Annotated in this window: 22 protein-coding genes and 1 other RNA gene; 19 read left to right on the top strand and 4 right to left on the bottom strand. The window is 38.5% G+C overall.

Going from position 1 to position 24,548, the window contains the following annotated elements:
- Positions 1–34: 34 nt before the first annotated feature.
- Positions 35–670 (top strand): HAD family hydrolase, encoded by a 636-nt coding sequence (locus ACTJKC_RS00900; protein ID WP_440789442.1) that lies wholly within the window; start codon positions 35–37, stop codon positions 668–670.
- Positions 671–678: 8 nt separating this feature from the next.
- Positions 679–999, top strand: a complete 321-nt coding sequence (locus tag ACTJKC_RS00895) for an Mpo1-like protein (protein WP_440789440.1) — start codon at positions 679–681, stop codon at positions 997–999.
- A 529-nt stretch (positions 1,000–1,528) separates the two neighbouring features.
- Here the strand turns inward: ACTJKC_RS00895 and ACTJKC_RS00890 are convergent.
- Positions 1,529–2,713, bottom strand: a complete 1,185-nt coding sequence (locus tag ACTJKC_RS00890; protein ID WP_344850861.1) for a proline dehydrogenase family protein — start codon at positions 2,711–2,713, stop codon at positions 1,529–1,531.
- Between the two features lie 94 nt (positions 2,714–2,807).
- Here ACTJKC_RS00890 and ACTJKC_RS00885 point away from each other — a divergent pair, with 94 nt between their 5' ends.
- The 11 genes from ACTJKC_RS00885 (at position 2,808) to ACTJKC_RS00835 (ending at position 12,429) form a co-directional block, all read left to right on the top strand.
- Positions 2,808–3,014: an RNA-binding S4 domain-containing protein gene (locus ACTJKC_RS00885; RefSeq protein WP_025142770.1), complete on the top strand. Its 207-nt coding sequence runs from the start codon at positions 2,808–2,810 to the stop codon at positions 3,012–3,014.
- Complete coding sequence (aroB, locus tag ACTJKC_RS00880) at positions 3,014–4,072, top strand: 3-dehydroquinate synthase (RefSeq protein ID WP_440789437.1); 1,059 nt, start codon at positions 3,014–3,016, stop codon at positions 4,070–4,072. Before ACTJKC_RS00885 ends, aroB begins: the two co-directional genes overlap by 1 nt.
- 1 nt (position 4,073) lies before the next feature.
- Positions 4,074–5,036, top strand: a complete 963-nt coding sequence (locus ACTJKC_RS00875; RefSeq protein ID WP_440789435.1) for a sterol desaturase family protein — start codon at positions 4,074–4,076, stop codon at positions 5,034–5,036.
- A gap of 288 nt (positions 5,037–5,324) precedes the next feature.
- Positions 5,325–5,516 (top strand): hypothetical protein, encoded by a 192-nt coding sequence (locus tag ACTJKC_RS00870; RefSeq protein ID WP_344850858.1) that lies wholly within the window; start codon positions 5,325–5,327, stop codon positions 5,514–5,516.
- Entirely contained in the window at positions 5,516–5,839 is a 324-nt protein-coding gene (locus ACTJKC_RS00865) for a type II toxin-antitoxin system RelE/ParE family toxin (protein ID WP_440789433.1), read from the top strand. The genes ACTJKC_RS00870 and ACTJKC_RS00865 overlap by 1 nt, the downstream gene beginning before the upstream one ends.
- Before the next feature lie 320 nt (positions 5,840–6,159).
- Positions 6,160–6,993 carry a prephenate dehydratase gene (locus ACTJKC_RS00860; RefSeq protein ID WP_344850856.1) on the top strand — a complete coding sequence of 278 codons (834 nt, stop codon included), beginning with the start codon at positions 6,160–6,162 and terminating at the stop codon, positions 6,991–6,993.
- A 167-nt stretch (positions 6,994–7,160) separates the two neighbouring features.
- Entirely contained in the window at positions 7,161–8,300 is a 1,140-nt protein-coding gene (locus tag ACTJKC_RS00855; protein WP_344850854.1) for a chorismate mutase, read from the top strand.
- A gap of 150 nt (positions 8,301–8,450) precedes the next feature.
- On the top strand, positions 8,451–9,740 hold the full coding sequence (aroA, locus tag ACTJKC_RS00850) for a 3-phosphoshikimate 1-carboxyvinyltransferase (RefSeq protein WP_440789430.1): 1,290 nt from the start codon (positions 8,451–8,453) through the stop codon (positions 9,738–9,740).
- Positions 9,741–9,841: 101 nt separating this feature from the next.
- Entirely contained in the window at positions 9,842–10,939 is a 1,098-nt protein-coding gene (gene aroC / locus ACTJKC_RS00845; protein WP_440789428.1) for a chorismate synthase, read from the top strand.
- A gap of 2 nt (positions 10,940–10,941) precedes the next feature.
- On the top strand, positions 10,942–11,550 hold the full coding sequence (locus ACTJKC_RS00840) for a DUF1684 domain-containing protein (protein WP_440789426.1): 609 nt from the start codon (positions 10,942–10,944) through the stop codon (positions 11,548–11,550).
- A 123-nt stretch (positions 11,551–11,673) separates the two neighbouring features.
- Positions 11,674–12,429, top strand: a complete 756-nt coding sequence (locus ACTJKC_RS00835) for a LytR/AlgR family response regulator transcription factor (protein WP_344850850.1) — start codon at positions 11,674–11,676, stop codon at positions 12,427–12,429.
- On the opposite strand, the gene ACTJKC_RS00830 is transcribed toward ACTJKC_RS00835, so the two are convergent.
- Together ACTJKC_RS00830 and ACTJKC_RS00825 are read right to left on the bottom strand one after the other, a co-directional pair.
- Positions 12,430–14,691 (bottom strand): tetratricopeptide repeat-containing sensor histidine kinase, encoded by a 2,262-nt coding sequence (locus ACTJKC_RS00830; protein WP_440789423.1) that lies wholly within the window; start codon positions 14,689–14,691, stop codon positions 12,430–12,432. It abuts the gene before it with no gap.
- Between the two features lie 329 nt (positions 14,692–15,020).
- Complete coding sequence (locus ACTJKC_RS00825; protein WP_440789421.1) at positions 15,021–17,441, bottom strand: alpha-ketoacid dehydrogenase subunit alpha/beta; 2,421 nt, start codon at positions 17,439–17,441, stop codon at positions 15,021–15,023.
- Positions 17,442–17,613: 172 nt separating this feature from the next.
- Here ACTJKC_RS00825 and ACTJKC_RS00820 point away from each other — a divergent pair, with 172 nt between their 5' ends.
- Positions 17,614–18,006, top strand: coding sequence for a DUF1573 domain-containing protein (locus ACTJKC_RS00820; RefSeq protein WP_025142781.1), 393 nt, complete (start codon positions 17,614–17,616; stop codon positions 18,004–18,006).
- Between the two features lie 62 nt (positions 18,007–18,068).
- Positions 18,069–19,268: a pyridoxal phosphate-dependent aminotransferase gene (locus ACTJKC_RS00815; RefSeq protein ID WP_440789419.1), complete on the top strand. Its 1,200-nt coding sequence runs from the start codon at positions 18,069–18,071 to the stop codon at positions 19,266–19,268.
- Between the two features lie 90 nt (positions 19,269–19,358).
- Here the strand turns inward: ACTJKC_RS00815 and ssrA are convergent.
- Positions 19,359–19,725: a transfer-messenger RNA gene (ssrA, locus tag ACTJKC_RS00810) on the bottom strand.
- A gap of 553 nt (positions 19,726–20,278) precedes the next feature.
- On the opposite strand from ssrA, the gene ACTJKC_RS00805 reads away from it, so the two are divergent.
- From ACTJKC_RS00805 to ACTJKC_RS00790, 4 genes are all read left to right on the top strand, one after another.
- Positions 20,279–21,190 carry a M57 family metalloprotease gene (locus ACTJKC_RS00805; RefSeq protein WP_440789417.1) on the top strand — a complete coding sequence of 304 codons (912 nt, stop codon included), beginning with the start codon at positions 20,279–20,281 and terminating at the stop codon, positions 21,188–21,190.
- Between the two features lie 133 nt (positions 21,191–21,323).
- Positions 21,324–21,908: a TetR/AcrR family transcriptional regulator gene (locus tag ACTJKC_RS00800; protein WP_440789415.1), complete on the top strand. Its 585-nt coding sequence runs from the start codon at positions 21,324–21,326 to the stop codon at positions 21,906–21,908.
- Between the two features lie 151 nt (positions 21,909–22,059).
- Positions 22,060–23,613, top strand: coding sequence for a DHA2 family efflux MFS transporter permease subunit (locus ACTJKC_RS00795; RefSeq protein ID WP_440789413.1), 1,554 nt, complete (start codon positions 22,060–22,062; stop codon positions 23,611–23,613).
- 162 nt (positions 23,614–23,775) lie between these two features.
- The gene (locus ACTJKC_RS00790) at positions 23,776–24,531 is read left to right on the top strand and encodes a hypothetical protein (RefSeq protein WP_440789411.1); all 756 of its coding nucleotides are present in this window, start codon (positions 23,776–23,778) and stop codon (positions 24,529–24,531) included.
- The last annotated feature ends 17 nt before the right edge of the window (positions 24,532–24,548 follow it).

Below are 24,548 nucleotides of genomic sequence, written 5' to 3'. Positions count from 1 at the left end.
CTATAATATCTTTGCAGCAAATTCAAAAGATTCCATGCAAAACATTAAAAACATAATTTTCGACTACGGAAATGTCATATTTGATATCGATTTTAAAATCGCCCAGGCATCTTTTCAAAAACTGGGTATTACCGACATCGAGAATTTCTTTGCCCATAAAGGACATAACCAATTATTTGATGATTTTGAAACCGGTACCATTTCTCCCGCCGAATTTAGGGCAGGAATCAGAAAGGCAGCAAACAAACCCGATTTAACCGACCAGCAGATTGACGATGCATGGAACAGCCTTTTAATTGGCACCATTCAGGAAAACCAAGATTTACTGCTTCAGGTGAAAGAAAAATACCGTACTTTTTTATTGAGCAATAACAATGAAATCCACTACAATTGGATTATAGATTACCTGAAAACTACTTTCAAAATCAATAATTACGATGCTTATTTTGAGAAAGCTTATTTCTCGCAACACATAAAACTGCGTAAGCCTAATATCAATATTTTTGAGCAGGTACTAAAAGAGAACAACTTAAACCCTGCCGAAACCTTGTTTATTGATGACAGTCCGCAACATATTGAAGGTGCAAAAAAAGTAGGTTTACATACATTACTCATGACAGAAAAACCTGCTCAGTTAGGGGCGTTTTTAAAAGCAAACGGAATTTTGTAAATTAGAACATGACAGAGAAAAAGTTTAAATCGCTTAAAGAGTTTTACCCTTTTTACCTTACCGAACATAACAATACCACCTCACGCATCCTGCATTTTATCGGAACTGGTTTAGTGGTTTTGACCTTCTTTACCGGTTTTCTTTTTCATAACTGGCATTTCTTTCTGGCCATGCCCATATTGGGATATGGTTTTGCATGGGTGGGGCACTTTTTCTTCGAAAAAAACAAACCTGCTACCTTTCAATATCCGGGTTATAGTCTGGCAAGTGATTTTATTTTGTTTTACGATCTGTTAACGGGAAGACAGCCTTTTGTGGTAAATAAATAATTCCTGCAAACACTTCCGAAGTTTAATAAAGCCACGAGCGGAAGAAGAACTTCGGAAGTCTGAAGTGTAGATAACCTATCGTTTATCACGATAAAATCGTGCAGTTATTGATGCACCAGTTTGGAAACGGGCGCAAGCGTTGTGAAATATTAGTTTTTGCGTGACAAATATTCTTAAACAGTCTTTTTGTTACTAAACCCGATTGAAGCGGGCATACCGATTTTTCATCGGTATAAAGCGAAAAGCGGGACTGCATCCCCCCAAGAATTACTGAACAATCATTTCCAAAAAAAAATCGTCATCTCGAGCAAAACGGAGTGGAACAGAGATCCTTCGACAGGCTCAGGATGACAACTTAACTAAAAAAGTCGTCATTTCAAGCGGAGTGCAGCGAAGTCGAGAACAACGTAGTGCTCAGCGAAGCTAAATCTGTCTCAAGATAGATCTCTCCGTTTCGCTATGCTTCAGTCGAGATGACGACTCTATTAAAGGAAAACCGTCAATTAAAAACCGTCAACTGCCAACTGAATTACAGTTTCCTTCTTTTCAATTCCCTTTCAATTAAGCCTAATTCTCGGCCTGTTTGTCCGGCAACTGAGGTATTTTCCTGTGCCCTTCTGAACAAATACGGCATTACCGCTTTAATTGGCCCATAAGGCACATACTTGGCCACATTATAGTTAGCATCAGCCAGGTTAAAGCTTAAATTATCGCTCATTCCCAGCAATTGAGCAAAATATACATGTGGGTGGTTGTGTTTAATATTTTTTTCTTCCAAAAGATAGGTTAATAAGCGGCTGCTATCTTCATTATGCGTACCGGCAACGATAGCAATTTCTTCAATATGATCTACGCAGTAACGTAACGATTCGTTATAATCACGGTCAGAAGCTTCTTTATCCGGCTGAATGGGTGAAGGATAACCCATTTCTGCAGCGCGTTTACGTTCTTTTTCCATATAGGCGCCACGTACCATTTTTACGCCCAGAATAAAACCATCTGCTTTGGCAATTAAATGGTCGGCTTTCATATCAGCCAGTTTATCATGGCGGTACATCTGGTAAGTGTTGTACACAATGATGCGCTCGCGGTTAAATTTACGCATCATATCCAAAGCCAGTTCATCAATGGTATTCTGGATCCAGGTTTCTTCTGCATCGATCATAACCGGCACGCCTCTATCAAAAGCGGTTTTGCAGATCATTTCGCAACGCAGTTTTACTTTTTCATATTCTGACTCTTCCGTAGCGGTTAGCTTTTCTTTGGCATCAAGCTTCTGTAACAGTGCAAAACGGCCAATCCCTGTTATTTTAAATACGGTAATCGGAATTTTGGTATCGCCATCTGCACGCACAATCGTACGGATAATTTCAGCACATGTTTCATCAAAAACCTGCTCCTCTTCCTCTCCTTCAACCGAATAATCTAAAATGGTACCCACGCCACCTTTGTCTAGTTGCTCAATGGCTTTATTACATTCGGCAATGGTTTCGCCACCACAAAACTGCTGGAAAATAGTAGCTTTAATTGCGCCCTGGATTGGCAGGCCGATATTTAAGAAAAAGTTTGTAATGGCCGGACCAACTTTTGTAAGAAAATTACTGCCGATCATTTTAAAAAGCCAATACGCTTTTTTCAGTTCCTGGTTGGTTTTTTGGCGGAAAGCAATTTCCGTGTTGTCGAAATTAGGTTGTTTATTGGGAACTAAATCCATTTTTTATCTATATATAAGTCAGATTGGTGCAAAATTATAAAAAGCATTGGTTGTTAAAACTAAAAACCTCTAAATAATCGTATTTTTGCACAAAATGATACAATTCAAATTAGAAGGCGAATTTATTCCGCTAATCCAGCTGCTTAAAGCAACAGGGTTAGTTGGCACCGGCGGTGATGCACAGGCGGCTGTGATGGACGGTTTAGTAAAATGCAATGGCGAGGTGGAATTCCGCAAACGCTACAAAGTCAGGGTTGGCGATATCATCACATTTGAACAAGATAAAATCGAAGTAATTTAATGGAAACTTTAACGAGCGCAGGCCATTCGCTTTATTTCGAAAGCAATTTAGACGCCTTAAAAACACTTTTAGACAGCAACAAATACAGCAAAGTTTTTGTATTGGCAGATGAGCATACCAGCGAAATCTGTTTACCGCTATTTCAGTCGCTTTTAGACGATTTCTCTGAATTCGATCTGATCGAAACTTCTGCAGGAGAAGAAAACAAAAACATCGATTTCTGCATTGGCATCTGGAAAACCCTTCTGGATTTTGAAGCCGACCGCAAAAGTCTGATGATTAATCTGGGTGGTGGTGTAATCACCGATATGGGCGGGTTTATCGCTTCCACCTATAAAAGAGGGATCGATTTCATCAATGTGCCTACTACCCTGTTATCGCAGGTTGATGCCTCGGTAGGTGGTAAAACCGGAATCGATATTGACAATGTAAAAAATATGGTGGGTACGTTTACCTTGCCACAAATGGTTTTTATCGAAACCGCATTTTTAAAAACATTGCCACAGCGTGAGCTTTTATCGGGTTTTGCTGAAATGATTAAACATGGCTTAATTTATGATAAGCCTTATTACGAAAAGTTAAAAGCAAGCGATTACCTTAACCCTTCTGCTGAAGACATTTACCGTTCGGTAGAAATTAAAAACGAGGTAGTCACTATCGATCCGCATGAGAAAAATTTAAGGAAGATTTTAAACTTTGGCCATACCATTGGTCATGCTGTTGAGGGCTATTCTTTGGCTAACGACGAAAATCCTTTAACACACGGAGAAGCCATAGCCATCGGTTTTATTTGTGAGGCTGCTTTATCGATTAAAAACAGTACACTAACAAAAGAAGAATTAAAAGATATCAGCAGCTATATTCTGTCTTTATATCCGAAATACCACATTAAAAAAGAAAGTTTCGATACCCTTTTAGAATTGATGCAAAGTGATAAAAAGAACGAAGATGGAAATATTTTATTTTCACTTTTAGAAACAACAGGCAAATGCACGTTTAACTGCCGTGTTAGCACAGCCGATATTTTAAGCAGTTTGGATTATTATAACAGTTTATAAAATGAATTTTACCGGAAGTGATATTTCTGTAGTCGGACTTTTTGGTTTCGTAATCGTTTTAACCCTGGTTGAAATGTATTTCAGTTATCAGCACGACAGAAAATTATATACCAAACGCGATACCTGGACGAACATTTACCTGATGACAGCAGCTGTCGTGATCAATTTAGGCACAAAAACATTCACGTTTTTCTTGCTGGCTTATTGCTACCAGTTCCGTTTGTTTCAAATTACTAATGTTTGGGTTTATTGGCTGGTGTTAATCTTAGCACAGGATTTTCTGTACTGGTTTTTACATACTGTTGGCCATTACGTGCGCTTTTTCTGGGCCATGCATGTTACACACCACTCATCAGAACATTTTAACTTAACTACAGGTTTCCGTTCTACCGTTTTCGAACCGATGTACCGCGTTTTCTTTTATTTGCCTTTAGCTTTTATGGGCTTTACTGCGGTTGATATTCTTTTTGCCTATCTGATAACTCAGATTTATGGTAATCTGGTACATACACAATACAATATCAAATTCCCGAAATGGTACGAATATATCTTTGTAACCCCTTCGCACCACCGTGTACACCATGCGAGCAATGTACGTTATTTAGATAAAAACATGGGTATGGTTTTAATTCTTTGGGACAGGTGGTTCGGCACCTTTCAGGCAGAATTGCCAGAAGATGTAGTGAAATACGGTTTAACTACCCAACCGAAAGATACAGGCCCGGTAAACATCATTTTCCATGAATTTATTGCTTTAACCGCTGATGTGAAAAAAGCGCCAACCTTTATGGATAAGGTGAGGTATATTTTCAACCCACCAGGATGGAGCCATGACGGAAGCACCAAGATTGCTAAAATTATGCAACAGGAGCTGCGCGATAAAGAAAAGAAAAACTTCGAAGCCTTACAACAAAACAAAGTAAAAGGACTTAACGATCGTGGAGAATTAAGTTCTACAGGATAAAAAATAGTTTATTCTCTAAAGGTCTGTGTCTCCACAGACCTTTTTTGTGATATCATCTATGTTTTTGTTATGTATCTCAGCTATTGTTTTTTGCCACAGAAAACACGGATTAACACAGATGATGCTAAATACAGACAATGTTGTTGTATTCGAAAAATGTTGTCATTCCCACGCAGGCGGGAATCTGAATACTTTAACAACCGAAATTTAGATTGTACAGGTCCTTTTACACACAGCTAGTTACCTATTTAAGATATAATTTGTATTTTTGATATAAACTTTTATACTATGACAACCTTAACTATACAAGTCAAAGATAACGATACTGAATTTCTTCTAGAAGTAATTAAAAGGATTAATGGCAAAGTAATCCAGTCTTCGAAGAAGGAAAATTTGCTTAATGGTATAAAACAAGGAATAAAAGAAGCTAAAGATATTAAAGAAGGTAAAATCGCCCCACTCTCTCTAAGCGATATATAATGGCTGAAATTAAAATAATATATTCTCCCATTTTCATCAAAAAAGCTAAGCAATTAAAAAAGAAACACTTATCATTAATTAGCGACCTATCTCAATTAGAATCGATTTTATTGAAAAATCCCAATACAGGAACACCTTTGGGTAACAATATCTTCAAAATAAGACTAGCTGTTAAAAGCAAGGGAAAAGGAAAAAGTGGTGGGTATAGAGTCATCACCTATTTCCAAAATGAAGATGAAATCAATATGATTTATATTTATGATAAATCAGAGGAAGCTACCATTACAAAAAAAGATATTCAGATAATAATTGATAGTTTATAGCACTACGGAAGACTAAAACCATATAAAAATCCGTTTTTGAGATATTTTAAGCGTCAAAAAGACCAATTACAAAACCAGCCCATTTTTAACAAAATTAAATTTTAATAAAAATATTTTCATTTTCCTATTGACAAATTAAATTTTGTTACTACATTTGGCTCAACAAAAAAAAGAAATGCTAAATACAAACACATATTACTTTGGTTACTTTTACTATTTTAGTAAGAGCCGGGGCTAATATGCAAAAAGATATATAACAATATTAAAATGTATAAGAAAGTCCCGGCAAACAGCCGGGACTTTTTTGTTTTAACGCAAAAATGGAAACGACAAAACGAGTAGCAATTCAGGGTATTAAAGCATCTTTCCACGAAGAAGCTGCATACAAATTCTTTGGTAGAGAAATTGAAACTGTAGAGTGCAATTCTTTTAAAGAAACCTGCGATAAGCTGGAAAACAGGGAGGCTGATTTCGTGGTAATGGCCATAGAAAACTCCATTGCCGGCAGTTTATTACCAAACTACACGCTAATCCGCGATTACGGTTTTGCAGTGGTTGGCGAAGTGTATTTACCAATTCAGTTGCACTTAATGGCCTTACCAGGTATAAAGTTTGAGGACATTAAAATCGTTACCTCACACCCTATCGCCATCCGTCAATGCATCGATTTCTTTTACGATTATCCGCACATTAAAATTGTGGAAAGCAACGATACCGCTGCCTGTGCCAAACGTATCCAGGAGGAAAAGTTAACCGATACTATGGCCATTGCAAACAGCTTAGCAGCAGAGCTTTATGGCCTCAACATTTTAGAGCGCCGGGTAGAGTCGAACAAAAAAAACTATACCCGTTTCCTGATCCTTAAAAAAGATAAAACCGACGAAGGAAAGAAAATAAATAAAGCGTCAATCTGTTTTCAGGTTGGACATAAAGCAGGCTCGCTGGCTACTGTATTAAATGTATTTGCCGAACAGGATGTAAGCTTAACAAAAATACAATCTATGCCGGTGTTAGGTAAAAGAAATGAGTATTACTTTTATGTCGACTTAGAATGGCCAAGCACTGAAAAGTACGATAAAGCCATCAGAAAAGCGTTAAAATATACATCGAACTTTAATATACTCGGCGAATATCAGAAGAACGACAAGGTATAGTTTGGTTAAATGTACAAATCGGTTAACTGGTTAATTGTGGTCGTTAACTCAACATTTAACCAATTTAAACAATTAACCGATTAACCCAAGAACACAACAATTTAAAAACTAAAATATAACTCCGGACTTCCGACTACGGACTCCGGACTTAAAAACAACCCATCATCATGAAACTTAATTTAAACATTCAACCGTTAAACACCTGGTTAAACGTAAACAACGAGCCTTTAATTATTTCTGGTCCTTGTAGCGCAGAAACTGAAGAACAATTATTAACTACAGCACATTTATTGGCTGCAACCGGTAAAGTATCGGTATTAAGAGCTGGTATCTGGAAACCACGTACCCGTCCGGGAGAGTTCGAAGGTATTGGAAGCATAGGTTTAGAGTGGTTAAAACGCGCTAAAGCAGAAACAGGTTTACCAACTGCAGTAGAGGTTGCAAATGCAAAACACGTTGAAGAGGCTCTGGCAGCAGGTGTAGATATCCTTTGGATTGGCGCACGTTCTACCGTAAATCCATTCACCGTTCAGGAAATTGCAGATGCTTTAAAAGGTCATGATGTTCCTGTATTGATCAAAAACCCGGTTAATCCTGATTTGCAGTTATGGATTGGTGCTATCGAGCGTATTAATGGTGCAGGTATTACTAAAATCGGTGCTATTCACCGTGGTTTCTCTTCTTTCGAGAAAAGTTCTTTCCGTAACGAACCAATGTGGGAACTTGCTATCCAATTGAAAACTTTATGCCCTGAATTACCGATCATCAACGATCCAAGTCACATCTGCGGTAACCGTGAGCTAATCCCTTACATTTCTCAAAAAGCATTGGATTTGGATATGCAAGGTTTAATGATCGAATCGCACGTAGATCCTTCAGTAGCCTGGACAGACGCTAAACAACAGGTTACTCCAGCGGCTTTGGCAGAATTGGTTGATCGTTTAACCGTTCGTGAGCCGGAAGCACCAAACGAAGCTTTCGCAGATAAATTAGCTGATTTACGTAAATCAATTGATAAAATTGATGATATCTTATTGCAAAAATTAGGTGAGCGTATGGCTATCGTAGAAAAAATCGGTGAATTTAAACGCGATAACCAGGTAACTATTTTACAGGTTAACCGTTGGGATGCCATCATTCAAAAAGGTCATGCTTTTGCAAAAGCTTTGAAATTAGACTTAAACTTTACTGAGAAATTCTTAGAATTGATGCACGGGGAATCAATCCGTAAACAAACCGAAATTATGAATGCCGGCAAAGCTGAAAAAGGTATTGCTGCTGAACAACATAATGAGGTTAAAGCGTAATTAAACCTTTAAGCTGGAAGACTAAAGCAAAAAACAATGTCTCACAGCAGTGTCATCCTGAGCCTGTCGAAGGATATGACGATTAATAATATATAATGTGGTGTCAGGTGTTTCCATCCGACACCACATTTAAGAATAAAACAGAATAAAATGTCGAAAAATGCCTTAGTTTCTTTTAAACGAACCAAGAATATTAATACGGAAATCCAACTAACAGGCTCTAAAAGCGAATGCAACAGGGCCTTAATTATTAGCGCTTTAAGCAAGAAACTGGTTAAAGTTGAAAACCTTTCCAATGCTGCCGATACAGTAACATTAAATGGTATCCTGAACAAGTTGGGAGTTGAGGGTAATGAGCTGGGAGGAGACTCCAAACTAAAAACGGCAAACTCCGAACTGGTAGATGTTGGTCCGGCAGGCACGGCAATGCGCTTTCTTTCTGCCTATCTTTCTGCTAAGAACGGTAATTTCCTTTTAACCGGAACCGAGCGGATGAAACAACGCCCTATCGGAATTTTGGCTGAGGCTTTAAAAACTATCGGGGCAGATATTTCCTATGCAGAATCAGAAGGTTTTCCTCCTTTGAATATTGTTGGTCCACTGGATCAAAAAACGGCCCAGGTAAAGATCAAAGGCGATATCAGCAGTCAATACATTTCCGCTTTATTAATGATTGCCCCTATCCTGCCACAAGGTTTAACTTTAGAAATCGAGGGTGAACTTACTTCCAAACCATATGTGGATATGACTTTGGATATGCTTGCAGAAGTTGGCATTAAACATACCTGGAACGGGAACTTAATCACCATTGAACCCCAGGTATTTAAACCGGGAACCCTGGTTGTTGAGCCTGATTGGAGCGCTGCATCGTACTGGTACAGCATTGCAGCATTAGCTGATGAAGCGGAAATAGCTTTACCTGCTTTAAAGGAAAAAAGTTTACAGGGTGATAGCCAGATCAAAAATATCATGAAGATTTTTGGTATTGCCACAACTAAAACCGATAAAGGGATTGCCATTAGCAACTTAGGACTTACTTTAGACACTAAAGAAATTTTAGACCTTAAAACCTGTCCTGATTTAGCACAAACCATTGTGGTTATTGCAGCTGCTTTAGGCAAAAACATGGCCTTTACAGGTTTAGAAACCTTAAAAATTAAAGAAACCGACCGTATTGCGGCCCTTCAGAACGAATTGGCTAAAATTGGTGTTACTTTAACTGAAGATAATTTCGTTTATACCTTAAATACTGATAATCTTTATTTCCCTGATAAAGTTACCTTTGCTACTTACGAGGACCACCGTATGGCGATGGCTTTTGCTCCACTTGCATTATTAATCAACGAAGTAGAAATTGAAGAAATGCAGGTAGTAGAAAAATCTTATCCTTTTTACTGGGAAGATTTGAAAAAAGCGGGTTTCGAGATCGGTATCAAGTAATTTGAGTATCAAGGTTAAAGCACTAAGTATCAAGATTTAATTATTAAGACTGAATAGCAACATTCAATCATTAAAAAATCAATCATTCATTCATTAAATATATGGCAGGCAACTCATTCGGGCAACTATTTCGCATTACAACTTTTGGAGAATCTCATGGTGTAGCCATTGGGGTAATTATTGATGGCTGTCCGGCGCAATTGGATATTGATATGGATTTTATTCAGTCAGAACTGGATAAACGCAAACCGGGTCAATCCAAAATTACTACGCAAAGGAAAGAAAGCGATACCGTTCAGATTTTATCGGGTGTTTTCGAAGGAAAAAGCACGGGCACCCCGATTGCACTTTTAATCCCGAATGAAGATCAGCGTTCGAAAGATTACGGACACAATGTTGATGTTTACCGCCCAAGCCATGCCGATTATGTTTACGATGCAAAATACGGTATCCGCGATCACCGCGGTGGCGGACGCTCTTCTGCTCGTGAAACAGCAGCACGAGTAGCTGCAGGAGCCATTGCCAAATTGTTTTTAAAGCAACAAGGCATCGAAATTTTCGCCCATGTAACCTCTGTAGGCACCATCGAGGCATCAAATTTAGAAAGCAACGATCTATCTGCTTTGCTAGCCATCAGGGAAGAAAACATTGTACGTTGTGCCGATCCGGCAACAGCCCATGAAATGATCGAATTTATTGATTCGGTAAGAAAAGACGGCGATACCGTAGGCGGTAAAATCGGCTGCGTGATAAAAGGCTGTCCGGCTGGTTTAGGCGAGCCTGTTTTCGATAAACTACATGCCGATTTAGGCAAAGCCATGTTAAGCATCAATGCTGTTCATGGTTTCGAATATGGTTCTGGCTTTGCAGGAAGCGAACTACGCGGATCGCAGCACAATGATATCCCGCAGCCAAAAGCTGCAGATTCGAAAGTGTTTAAAACCACCACAAATTATGCAGGTGGTATTCTAGGTGGCATTTCTAATGGAATGGACATCACTTTTAAAGTAGCTTTTAAACCTGTAGCCACCATTATGCATAACCAGCAAACCATTAATGCAGCTGGCGATGCTGCCGAAATTAAAGGAAAAGGCAGGCACGATCCATGTGTAGTACCCAGAGCTGTAGTTATTGTAGAAGCCATGGCTGCCCTGGTTTTGGCCGATCAGTTTTTGAGAAATAAAGCAAGCGTAATTTAATCATGAAAATTCTTACTTTTCTGTTTCTGTTGATCAGCATTAATGGCTTTGCACAAAGCTATGAGGAGCAGATTGCAAAACACCGTGAGGCTTATAAAGAAGATTTTATTAAAGACAGCCGCTCGCCATTAAAGAAAAACGATCTTCAAAATCTTCATTTTTATGGGGCTGACAGTACATATAAAGTACTGGCTGAACTAGAATTGTTAAAGAATGAAAAGGTTTTCAAAATGCCAACTTTTAATGGCAGCAGCAGCGATTATTATCGTTATGCACGTGTAAACTTTAATTTAGACGGCAAAAAATTGCAGATGACCTTATATCGAAGTGTTGCACTATTAACCAATCCTACATATAAAGATCACCTGTTTTTACCCTTTACCGACGAGACCAACAATAAAGAAACTTATGGTGGCGGCAGGTATATCGATCTTGATGCTAAAGAAATTAAAGATAACCATATAGAAATCGATTTCAACAAAGCCTATAACCCTTATTGCGCTTATAGTGATGGTTACCGCTGTCCGGTTCCGCCAGAAGAGAATGACCTGCCACTGGCTGTTAAAGCCGGCGAGAAATTATATACAGGCGAAAAAAAGCATCAGAAATAGATTTTAAGGCAACATTTAACAAAAAAGTGTTGACTTAATTGTGTTTTAATTCTCATTTTAGCGTATTTTACAAACATTAATTTTTGTTCCCTGTTGTTGACAACAATAATCCCATATCCCTAAATGACCTACACCTGCATAATTGTTGATGATAACGAAATTGAAAGAGACGCTATTGAAATGCACCTCAAAAAAATCCCTTCATTAAATATATTAGCGGTCTGTAGTAATGGTATTGAAGCTTCGCAGATTTTAAGCACAACACCTGTTGATATTGTTTTTTCTGACATCGATATGCCTGAGCTTTCCGGAATGGAGCTGCTAAAAAGCCTCAAAAAACAGCCTTTATTCATATTCATTACCTCTTTTACAGAATATGCAGCAGAAAGCTTTAACCTCGATGCTTTGGATTTTATAGTTAAACCAGCAACTTTCGAAAGAATATTAAAGGCGACCAACAAAGCTATAGAATACCTCGAGCTGAAAAAACTGGTTGGCAAAGAACCACAGCTTGCAGATAAATCGACCAATGAACAAGGTGATGATCATTTCTTTTTCAGGGAAACCAAAGGAATTACCAAATTGAGATATGATGATGTGATCTATATAGAAAGTATGGGCGATTTCTCTAAACTATTTACCCGTACCGATAAACATATTGTTCTGGTTAGCCTTAAAAATCTGGAAAAACAACTGCCGAACAAAATATTTTCGAGGGTGCACAAACAATACATCATCAATATTAACCATATTTCTACCCTAACCAATCATGAAGTTCATTTAGAACATGACTTTGTTGTTCCAATAAGTGTATCAAACAGACAGGAATTGTTAGAAAAAGCAATTGATAAAAAAATCCTTTCCCGGTTTTTGAAATAATTATTTTTTCAATGTAATGGTAAAGCAACTGCCACCTGCCGGATTATTGCTAACGTTTATATTTCCATCCATCAAGCCTACAAAAGTTCTGCACAGCAATAAACCCAAACCTGTACCCTTTTCTTTATTGGTACCCAGTGTACTTACACCAGCGCCAAGATAACCGGCCTTATTAAAATGGCTTAATTGCACCGGATTTAACCCAACACCTGTATCAGAAATTTTAATCTCCTGCTGATTACCGAGATCAACCGAACTAATTTCTATTGAACCTCCGCCAGGCGTAAATTTAATGGCATTACTCACTAAATTACGGATCACAAGACTGAGCATATTCTCATCGGCTTTGCAATAGGTTTGAACAGCAATTAAGTTTTCAATATTAATCTCCTTCCGGTCTGCACTATCTTGCAAAGAGTGGATTACTTCACCTGTCAGATATTCAATATCCAACGATTCAAGGTATGGATTAAAACCCTGCATCTGACTTGCGGCCCAGTTTAGCAGGTTTTCCATCATGGTTGAGGTATAAGTAAGGTTATTTTTTAGTGACGAGGCATAACGGCTTAATTTTTCCTGCTCAATGTTACCACCTTCCAGCAGCTGCATAAATGAAATGAGTGAATTTACAGGCGTACGCATATCGTGGCTCACCACGCTAAAAATACGGTCTTTAACCTTACTCAGCTGCTCTAATTCCTTTTTTTGATTGCTGATGATCTTATTCAGCCTTGTGGTTTTTCTCTGGTTTAAAAAGATAACTACAGCGATAATCAAAATTAAAAATGTAGCAATACTCAGAAATATTTTGATACGTTCATCAAATTTAATCTGCTGATTTTGCTTACTGATTTGTTTATCCTTCACACTAGCCGTAAGTTGCGCCTGATATTTAGCTTTTGCAAATTTACCCTCCTGGGCCAAACGCTGAATATCAAGATCGGCTTTGGCTTTTTGGAAAGTTAACAGATCCAATGCTTTTTCTTTGTCGCTCAAAGCCAGCTGCTGTCTTTTTAAAATCAATTCCTGCTGCTGTCTTTTTAATTCTGCTTCAGTAAGTTTCTGTTTCAATAAATAATCGCGCTCTTTTACATTAAAATCGAGCTGCATTTGTCTTCTGGTAATTTCTTTTTCTTTATCCTCGTTAAAAATCTGGTCCCTTACCTTTATGTATTGCCTGTAATAGGCTAAAGATTTGTTGTAATCTTTTTGTTTTTCGTAAACTGTACTCAGTCCCAAACTGGCATCCTTTTCTATCTCCAAAAATTTATTTTCCTCAGCAATTTTTAAACTGCTGCCCAAAAGGGAAATGGCATTTTCAAAATCATTTTCACGCTGATAAAAATTTCCCAGTGCATATAATGTAGAGGCATAAGCCTCTTTATCATCACCATTTTTGCTCAGCTCAATCGATTTTTGATAGGATTTAAGTGCGGCATCCTTTTGCCCGATAGAACTGTACAGTTCCGCCAGATCGCGTTTGGCGGTTGCTATAATGCCAACATCATTAATGGCTTCTGCAACCTTTAACGACTTATTATAATATTCTAAAGCCAGTTTAATCTTCTGACCGGGCAATACATTCATTTGCATCAGTTCATGGCTTGATGCCTCAAAATAATTATTCCCCATCAGGCCATAAACAACAGCTACCCCCCTCGAATTTTCGCCTTCTTTAGAAAAAACCTTTAGAGCCATTTTCATATATACCAAAGCCTGGCTCTGGTCTCCTAAACGCTGATAAATGGTAGAAATATTGGTATAACAACTGGCCATATCAACCTCATTACCCATTTTTTCATATATCGTAATGGCTTTTTGATTAACTTCCAGTGATTTTACATAATCGGGAATAGTACTGTAAAGCGCTCCAAGATTGAGGTAGGTACCGGCCACCATATCCAGATTGCCAATTGAAGAAAACTCGCTTACCGCATTTAAATAGTTTTCTTCTGCCTTTTGATAATTGGATCTGCCATGGTACATCAAAGCCCTTCTGTAATAAGCCATTGCAGAAAACTTTTTGAGGTTTTTTTCATGCGAAAGCTGGATGGTTTTATCCAGGTATTCTTCAGCCTTCTCCACCTTCCTCATGCGCATATACTGGCGGTACACTTCCGTCAACACTTTAATTTTTGTAGAGTCTGTTTTCTGGTTCTTTTGATTAACCGCTAACAAACTATCGAGTTTCTTTTGGGGCGCACTGGTTTGCGCAGAAACAGTTATACTGAAAAATAAAAGCAACAGAAACGTTGCGCTCATTTTAAAAAACAAGGCACAGGCATTCATCTGTTTATCAACAACGCAACATACCATTATCCTATAAAATCTAATTGTTAATTTTATTGGAATACGGGTACAAAAAAGCTTGAAAATTACAGTGTTTCACAGAGGTGATGATATAAAACATACTGAAATAAAAAATTTGTTTGGATGTATAAATGTATATAAAAATTCCATTACCAAGTAACCGGATTTTTACCGAACACCTGAAAAGGCGATTTTATTTCTTTTGTTTAAGCGAAAAAAGGTTTAAGCACTTATAAAATAAGCATTTAAACCTTTCTATTAAATTCAATATATTTTAACTATTAAAAAAGTGCAGGATATTTAGCCGGATTGGCATCATGCATCATCTGGTAAATGGCTTCAGTTACATCATCAACCGAAGGTTTACTGAAATAATCACCATCCGATCCAAACGGTGGACGGTGAGCTTTCGCTGATAATGTTTTCGGCTGTCCATCCAGGTGGAAATAACCTTTCTGTTCTTCCAGTACTTTTTGCAGAATATATGCAGAAGCTCCCCCCGGAACATCTTCATCTACAACCAGTAATTTATTGGTTTTTGAAAGAGAATTAACACAAATATGATCGATATCGAAAGGTAAAAGGGTCTGTGGATCAATAATTTCGACTGAAATACCTAAAAGTGCCAGTTCTTCTGCCGCTTCCTGAACAATCCTAAGCGATGAGCCATAAGAAACCACCGTAATATCAGTTCCCTCCTCCAAAACTTCAGCTTTCCCTAAAGAAACTGTAAAATCGCCAACATTTGACGGCAACTTTTCTTTCAGGCGATAACCGTTTAAACATTCAATTACTACGGCAGGTTCATCTGCCCTGAAAAGCGTATTGTACATTCCTGCAGCCTGTGTCATATTCCTCGGTACGCAGAGGTGCATCCCCCTTAACGAACCTAAAAGCATACTGATTGGTGATCCTGAATGCCAGATGCCCTCCAAACGATGACCACGTGTGCGTACAATAACAGGTGCTTTTTGGATGCCTTTGGTGCGATAAGATAGTGAGGCCAGATCATCGCTTAATACATTCAGTGCAAATATCAGATAATCAAGATATTGGATTTCGGCAATTGGTTTTAAACCACGCATGGCCAAACCGATCCCCTGTCCCATAATGGTCATTTCCCTGATCCCTGTATCAGTAATTCTCAACTCGCCATATTTGGCTTGTAAACCAGCAAAGCCCTGATTTACATCACCAATATTCCCTAAATCTTCACCAAAAGCAACTAAACGCTGATCGCGGGCAAAATTTTCGTTAAAACAGGCATTCAGCACTTCCCTGCCATCAACCATTTTGGAAAGTTCATCATATTCAGGCTCAATAATGGCAATTTTAGCCGGACTTTCTTTGCCGTCCGTATGCAATTTAGAATTATACCTGTCGTAATTATGTACTTCCTGTTCTTTATACCAGGCTAAAAGTTCATCACGTTCTGCTGAACGCGTATTGGCTGACAAGCGTATGGCCTTACGGACGGCCACAAAAACCTCCCTGCGTTGTGCATCTGCAATTGAAGCCAGGTTTGCTGCAATCTTAGCCAGTTCAGGTTGATGTTTAGCTATACCACTTATCAGGTCTATTGCCTGCTTTTGTTCGGGTTTAATGCTGTCTAAAAATTCATTCCAGGCTTCTTTTTGGGCATTGCGTACAAAAATCTTTGCTTCTTTTTCAATTTCAGCTATTTCTTCTTCTGTGGCAACGGCCGAATCGAGCATCCAGGCACGCATTTTCAGGATACAATCATGTTCAACTTCCCAGCTCAGGCGATCTTTAGATTTATACCTTTCGTGAGAACCTGAAGTTGAATGCCCCTGAGGCTGAGTAAGTTCTGTAACGTGAATCAATACAGGCACATGCTCGTCCCTGCAAACATTGATGGCTTTTTCGTACACTTCGCACAAAGCGGGATAATCCCAGCCATTCACTTTATAAATTTCATATCCTGGCTTTCCGGGCTCACGCTGAAAGCCTTTCAACACTTCAGAAATATCTTCTTTGGTAGTTTGGTACTTAGCCGGAACAGAGATTCCGTAAGCATCATCCCAGATCGAAATGGCCATCGGAATCTGCAGCACTCCTGCCGCGTTAATGGCTTCAAAAAATACACCCTCTGAGGTAGAAGCATTGCCGATGGTACCAAAAGCAACTTCATTCCCATTAACAGAGAAATGTTTTAAATAATCGAGTTCCCTGTTTTCCCTGAATAATTTAGAGGCATAAGCCAAACCAACCAAACGGGCCATCTGCCCCCCGGTTGGTGAAATATCTGATGAACAGTTTTTGATCTGCGTTAAATCATTCCAGCTGCCATCTTCATTAACTGATTTTGTAGCAAAGTGACAGTTCATCTGCCTGCCGCCTGAAAAAGGATCGGCCCCATTTGTTGTGTTTGCATACAGCTGAGCAAAAAATTCTTTTATGGTAGAAATGCCTGTTGCAAAGGCAAAAGTCTGATCACGATAGTACCCTGAGCGCCAGTCGCCATTCTTAAAAGCTTTTGCCATGGCAATCTGCGGTACCTCTTTACCATCGCCAAAAATGCCAAATTTAGCCTTCCCTGTTAATACCTCCCTGCGGCCTAAAACACTGGCCTGTCTGCTCTCACAGGCTATCTTATAGTCGCTTTTAACAATTGATTTGAAATCATTAAAACTCAGTTCGGAAGCATTAATAGCGTTGGTCATCAATTTTTCATTCGGCATAGTAATCAAAGATTGGTTGCGGCAAATATATACAAAATTAAAAGTTTGCCTTTAACCTCTATTGTAAAATTATATATGGAATTGGAAAATAATATTTGGAATAGTTTTTGTTTTACATTGAAAACATTAAATTTGTTTTAGAAATTAAAAAAATAAATTACACCCAAATAACATGAAAAAGATCTTAGTATTATTCGCTTTTGTTTTAGGTTTTGGTATTGCTGCAAATGCACAGGCTAAACCTGCTGAGTTTAAATTCGAAACTGAAACACATGATTTCGGTAAAATTGTTTTAAACAAGCCAGTAACTTACGATTTCAAATACACAAACGTTGGCGAAGAGCCTTTAATTATTACTAAAGCAGAAGCAAGCTGTGGATGTACTGTACCAAAATACACTTCTACCCCATTGAAAAAAGGTGAAACCGGTGTAATTTCAGTAACTTTTAACGCTGCTGCCGGTCCGTCTACTTTCTCTAAAGCGGTTACCATCACTTCAAACGCTAAAACACCAATTAAGGTGCTTTATATTAAAGGTGAAACTGTAGCTGCTGCTTCAAAGTAATTTTTTAACCGATAATATTTAAAAAGTCCCGATTTTCATCGGGACTTTTTTATTTTTGTACCATGCCAAAAATTTCACAAAAAGGTGTGCAGATGCCTGCATCGCCGATCAGAAAATTAACCCCCTTTGCAGATCAAGCTAAAAAAGATGGTAAAAAAGTGTACCACTTAAATATTGGTCAGCCCGATATAGAAACACCTGAAGGAATGTTAAACGCCATCAAAAACATTGATTTTAATGTTTGGGCCTATACACCATCAGAAGGAACGTTAGCCTACCGCTTAAAACTTACCGAATACTACAATAAACTGGGTTATAACATTACGCCAGAAAACATACTGGTAACTGTTGGTGGCTCTGAAGCCATTACCATTGCCATGCAAACCTGTGTGAATGAAGGTGACGAAATCATTATTCCGGAGCCTTTTTATGCAAACTACAATGGTTTTGCCTGTATGAGCAACGTGGTAGTAAAACCAATTCTTTCGTATATCGAAAATGGTTTTGCCCTGCCTCCTATTGCCGAATTTGAAAAACTGATTACCGAAAAAACCAAGGCAATTATTATCTGTAATCCTAATAATCCGACCGGTTATTTATATTCGAGAGAAGAATTAGAAGCTTTAAAAACACTTTGTGTAAAGTACGACCTGTTTTTATTCTCGGATGAAGCTTACCGCGAGTTCTGCTATGATGGCAGGGAATTTATATCGCCAATGCACCTGGATGGCCTGGACGAAAATGTGGTAATTATGGATACAGTGTCTAAACGTTACAGTGCTTGTGGTGCACGTTTAGGTTGTCTGATAACTAAAAACAAAGAAGTAATTTCCTCAGGATTAAAATTTGCACAGGCGAGGTTAAGTCCGGGTATGGTAGAGCAGATTGCCGGTGCCGCTGCTGTAGATACGCCAGATAGCTATTTTGAAAAGGTAAATACAGAATATACTTTACGCCGCGATACTTTGGTTGGAAGGTTAAATAAGATTGATGGCGTATTCTGTCCGAACCCGGGTGGTGCATTTTATGTGGTTGCTAAATTTCCAATTGATGATGCTGATAAATTCTGTCAGTGGATTTTAGAAGAATTTAGCCATGATAATCAAACCGTGATGATGGCACCTGCCACGGGCTTCTACTCTACTGCAGGTTCTGGTAAAAACGAAGTGCGTATGGCTTACGTTTTAAATACCGACGATTTAAATGCAGCGATGAACTGTCTGGAGGTAGCGTTGCAGCAATATCCTGGAAGAACGGAATAATTGATGGAAGATGTGAGAGTGAAAATGTGAAAAGGATGATCTGAACTATAAATAAAGAAACCTGCAAATGAATAATTTGCAGGTTTCTTTTTGTGGAGCCGAAGGGAGTCGAACCCTTGTCCAGTTGTGAGATAAATTATACCTTCTACATGCTTATTTTTCAATTGATTTTCGGGATATAAACGGGCTGAAAACCGACCTTGCTTATAACCTTAGATACTTTATCTCACTTTAAGTCGCATCTCCTTAAAGCCAGCTTTGTTGTTTCGATGCCCCGGATTCTAACCCAACAATGCAGCAGTTAGAGGGACAAAAGCTAAGCTAGTTCTAAACTAGGCAGCTAAGGCGTAAGTATTTTCGCCAACTAAAATGTGATCGTTCACTTTAAGTGCTCTCCGAACAACGCACTGCATGCTAACATAACCTTCGCCACCCCGTCAAATCCAAGAACGGCCCCAGTTTTTAGTTTCGGTTTACAGTTATGAATTGCAAAACCGGACTGCAAATATACAAAATTACTTTGTAAAAGGTTATTTTTTGGATCCAATATCTGATATATACAATCCGGTTACAAGCTAGAACATCATCTCATAAATAATTTTGTGTAAAATTTATTAAGAAAATCATACAAAAAAGCACTAACTACAACTACAAATCTGATTTCGTGTAAAATTTCAGGACATGCACACAACTGACTATCATAATCTTTAACAGTTATATATATTTGCTGCTCATCCCACATAACTAACTATTTAACTATGATGGGAAAAATCTGTATTCGTTTTAATCTTCCAGAACTTAATCGTTCAACAAACCACTTCTTTCATTCCGGTATATCGACTAAAGCTTCTGCTAACAGGCTTTTCGTAATACTCAAAATACCTCAACGGGTGTTTCTCAACACCAGCAGTTTACACGCACTCAAACCTATAATAAATTAAAATACTGAATACCAGTAATTTAATATACAGCAAGATCAATTCATTAACTAACTTTTAACTATCAAACTTATGAAAACATCATTTTCAAAATTAAAAACAGGCTATGTGCTTATTTTATTAACCGGTATAGCCATTGCCATCAGCTGCAAAAAGAACAACACAACTAACGAAAATCAGGACCAGACTCAACTTACTAAAGATGAGGAAATGGCCATAGCCAAAGCAGGTTTTTCTCCTGATAACGCCTTTAAAAAAGACGGAGGCTATATTGTAGAGGGCGATATTTTCCTTGATGCAAAGAACCTTGCTACCCAACAACAAATCGTTGGAGATTTAAGGCAGAATAAACCTACAACAGAGCAATACCGTTCTACTAACATTGTAAACGTTGGAACATCAAGGGTGCTAAAAATAAAAATTGACGCAGGTACATCACAAAAAGTGTTTAATGATGCAGCAACTGAAGCCGTTAAACGCTATAACGATCTAAATTTAAGATTAAGCTTTAAACTTTTAGATGCCAGCTCTGCAGAAACTGCTGATATTTCGATTATTGGAGCAGATTTAGGAAAAGCACCTAACGGACAAACCATTCTAGGTCAATCTGCTGGCTTTCCAACAAATGGAAATCCCGCCAGCCCGATCAAATTAAGTAATGTGGTTTATGGTCCAACTTATGCTAAAAACAGTTTGCTGGCTACCGTAATTGCACATGAAATTGGCCATGCAATTGGCTTCAGGCATACTGATTATGCTGATAGAAATTTTAGCTGCGATATACAGACATATAATTCGTGGCTTGGAAAATACCTCAAACAAAATGAAGGACAGGCTGATGTAGGTGCTGTTCTGATACCAGGAACACCAAAGGCAGAAAATGGCGATCCGGATTCATGGATGCTTGCCTGCTTAGGCGAAAATAGCCGTCCGTTTACAGCTTATGACCTAGTAGCATTAAAAGCCCTTTATCCGGTAAAATAGCGATATAAACCTTATTGATCTTGCGGAAATGGTAACCTTACACGGGTTACCATTTTTTATGTTTTGTAAGCCCTGTGTAAATAGAAAAATATAAGGCATATAATTGCGACCGATTGTTCATATTTGCCCTGTCATGAAAAAAGCCGAACGCACCAAGCAATTCATTATCGAAAAATCTGCACCGATTTTCAATACAAAGGGTATTGCAGGTACTTCTATGAACGATATTATGGAAGCGACACAATTGGCAAAAGGTGGCGTTTACAGACATTTTGCCAGCAAAGAGACTTTAAGTCTTGAGGTATTTAACTACCTGAGCAACCTCATGCACGATGGCGTTACAGCAGTTGTAAGGGAAATACCAACGGCTAAAGGCAAACTTTATGGCTTGCTTGATTTCTACGATAACCGCATTTTATCAAAATGGGGCGGTTGTGCCATCCTGAATTTTGGGGCAGAAGCCGACGATACCAACCCGGTAATGAAAGAGAAGGTAAGGGCAGCCATCCACCGGTTTAAAAGCCGCATCAGTAAGATCATCATTGATGGACAAGAAAGCGGCGAGTTTTCTAAAGATTTCGACGCCGGACATTATGCCATAAAAGTTTTCACGATGTATGAAGGTGCCGTGCTGATCAGTAAGATAGAAAATAACCCTGAATACCTCCATAACATCATAGCCATGCTGAAAAAAGAAATTGATCCTTATATCCTCTAAAATTTTTTACCTAGAAAGAGACCGAACGTTCACTTTAATAAATTTATTATGTCTCCTAAGCCTGAATAACTACACTACTAAAGAACCAATCATAATCTACTAATTTTTTTACCTAAAAAGAGACCAATCGTTCACTTTTATTCAATACCAGATGAGCAGTTTAAAACGAACCCTATTGATTATTACAGTATTAATGGCTGCCGTAATGGAACTCATTGATACCACTATTGTAAATGTAGCCCTTTCGCACATGAGCGGAAACCTTGGAGCTACATTAGAAGATACTACCTGGGTGGTAACGGCGTACGCCATTGCCAATGTGATTATTATTCCAATGACCAGTTTTTTAACGGCTATGTTTGGCCGTAGAAATTATTACATCGGCTCTATCATTATATTTGTTTTTTGTTCTATTATGTGTGGGGGCGCACCGGATATATGGACATTGGTTGCCTTCAGGTTTTTACAAGGACTGGGCGGTGGTGCTTTGCTATCAGTTTCGCAGGCCGTAATATTTGAACTTTTTCCTAAAGAAAAACAGGGTGTAGCAAGTGCTATTTTTGGCATAGGAGTATTTATTGGTCCAACTATAGGCCCTACAATGGGTGGTTTGATTATTGATAATTACAACTGGCCACTTATTTTCTATATTAATATCCCTATAGGCATCGCTGCAGCTGTTTCGTGTTATTTCCTGCTTACAGAGCCGCTCATCAAACCAAAAATAAACAAAGTAGACTGGTTAGGCATCATTTTGCTCGCGGTGGGTATAGGCTCATTACAAACTGTGCTCGAACGTGGTCAAACTGAAGATTGGTTTGCTACGGGCTATATTATCGTACTCACTGTTACCGCCATTGCGGCTTTAACAGCGTTTATCCTCTGGGAATTACATGTGGCTCATCCTGTGGTTAACCTAAGGGTATTTAAAAGCAGATCGTTATCTATAGCAGCGATTTTAACCTTTATTACAGGCATTGGCATGTTTACTTCGGTTTTTATTACACCCGTTCTGGCCCAGCGTCTGCTTGGCTTTACACCTACCGAAACAGGCCTGATGCTACTGCCTAGTGCGGTAATTGCCATATTTGCGCTGATTGCTTCTGGCAAGTTAATGGCCAAAGGGGTATCGCCGATTTTAATTGTTGTTTTGGGCTTTATCTGTTTTATATATTTCAACTGGAGCATGGCAGGAATTAATTTTGGTATTTCGGCCCGGACCATCAGCATTAACCTGATTTTCCGTGCCACAGCTATGGCTTTTTTAACGGTACCACTTACCATGCTCGCGGTATCTTCACTGCCGCCTGCAGATATTCCGCAGGGTGCATCCCTCAATAATATGATGAGACAGTTGGGCGGTGCATTTGGCATATCAGCAGTAAACACCTATTATGCACAGCGAATAGCGATACACCGCACAGATCTGTTGAGCCACATTAACATATATAATCCGCAAGCAGTTGAACGATTAAACTCGTTAACCGCTTATTTTCAGCAAAAAGGAATTAATGCAATGGATGCCCGCATGAAAGGAATCGGCGTAATTGAACATACCATTAGTACGCAATCTTCCATGCTCAGCTATATTGATTGTTATTATTTTGTTGGGTTACTTTTTGTAGTTACCCTGCCCCTTCTGCTATTCGTAAGCAAGAGGCCAAAAAACCCGGCGATTGGTAAAATGGTTATTTCGGATCATTAAGAGCTTGATTTATTATTAAGTCATAAGTCTGTAGTCGATTAATTGATTTAAACAATTAACGATAAGTTATAAATCAATCATCAAACGGCAATAAACCAACAATTTGATTTTCTGCATTTCATTGTATAAATTGAACCGGAATATAATCCCCCATCAATCATTATGAAAAGATATCTTGTTATCATTCTTTTGGCACTCTCTTTTTCTGCGCAGGCTCAACCCAATCTTAATCATTATAAGTATATTATTGTGCCAGAGAAATTCAGTTTTCTTAAGCAGGCTAATCAATATAACTTAAATAACCTTACCAAAGCCCTTTTTGATGATTTGGGCTTCACGACTTACTTTGATAATGCAGATTTACCGACGGAAATTGCAGGCGACAGGTGTAAAGCCTTGACTGCTGATATAGAAGAAAAAAACAGCATGTTTGTAACCAATCTTACAGTGGTGCTCAAAGATTGTAAGGGAACAGTGGTGCTAAAAAGTAAGGAAGGGAAAAGCAGGGAGAAAGAATACAAAACTTCTTTCAATCTGGCCTTAAGGGATGCATTTGCTTCTTTAACTGATTTTCGTTATACCGCAGGCAGCATTCCGGACGCTTCGGCACCAACGCCTGCTGCACAGGTAAAAGAAGCTAAAACTGAAACAACTCCTGCCCCTGCTACCCAGCCAGTAGCTACCGAAGCAAAACAGACAGATGCGGTATTGTATGCCCAGACTACAGCCAATGGTTATCAGCTGGTTGATGCAACGCCTAAAATTGTGATGACTTTATTTAAAACTTCTGTTGAGGATTTTTTTATTGCCGTTAATGGAAATACGAATGGTGTGGTTTTAAAAAAGAATGGTAACTGGTTTTTTGAATATTACAAAAATAATGTATTGGTTTCGGATAAGTTACCAGTTAAGTTTTAAAGCTAAGGGGTTTATTG

It is taken from the genome of Pedobacter sp. 22226 (assembly GCF_052045455.1).
Classification (GTDB): Bacteria; Bacteroidota; Bacteroidia; order Sphingobacteriales; family Sphingobacteriaceae; genus Pedobacter; species Pedobacter jeongneungensis.
The sequence above is the reverse complement of the archived record's forward strand: the minus strand, read 5'-3'. Positions and strand labels throughout refer to the sequence as shown.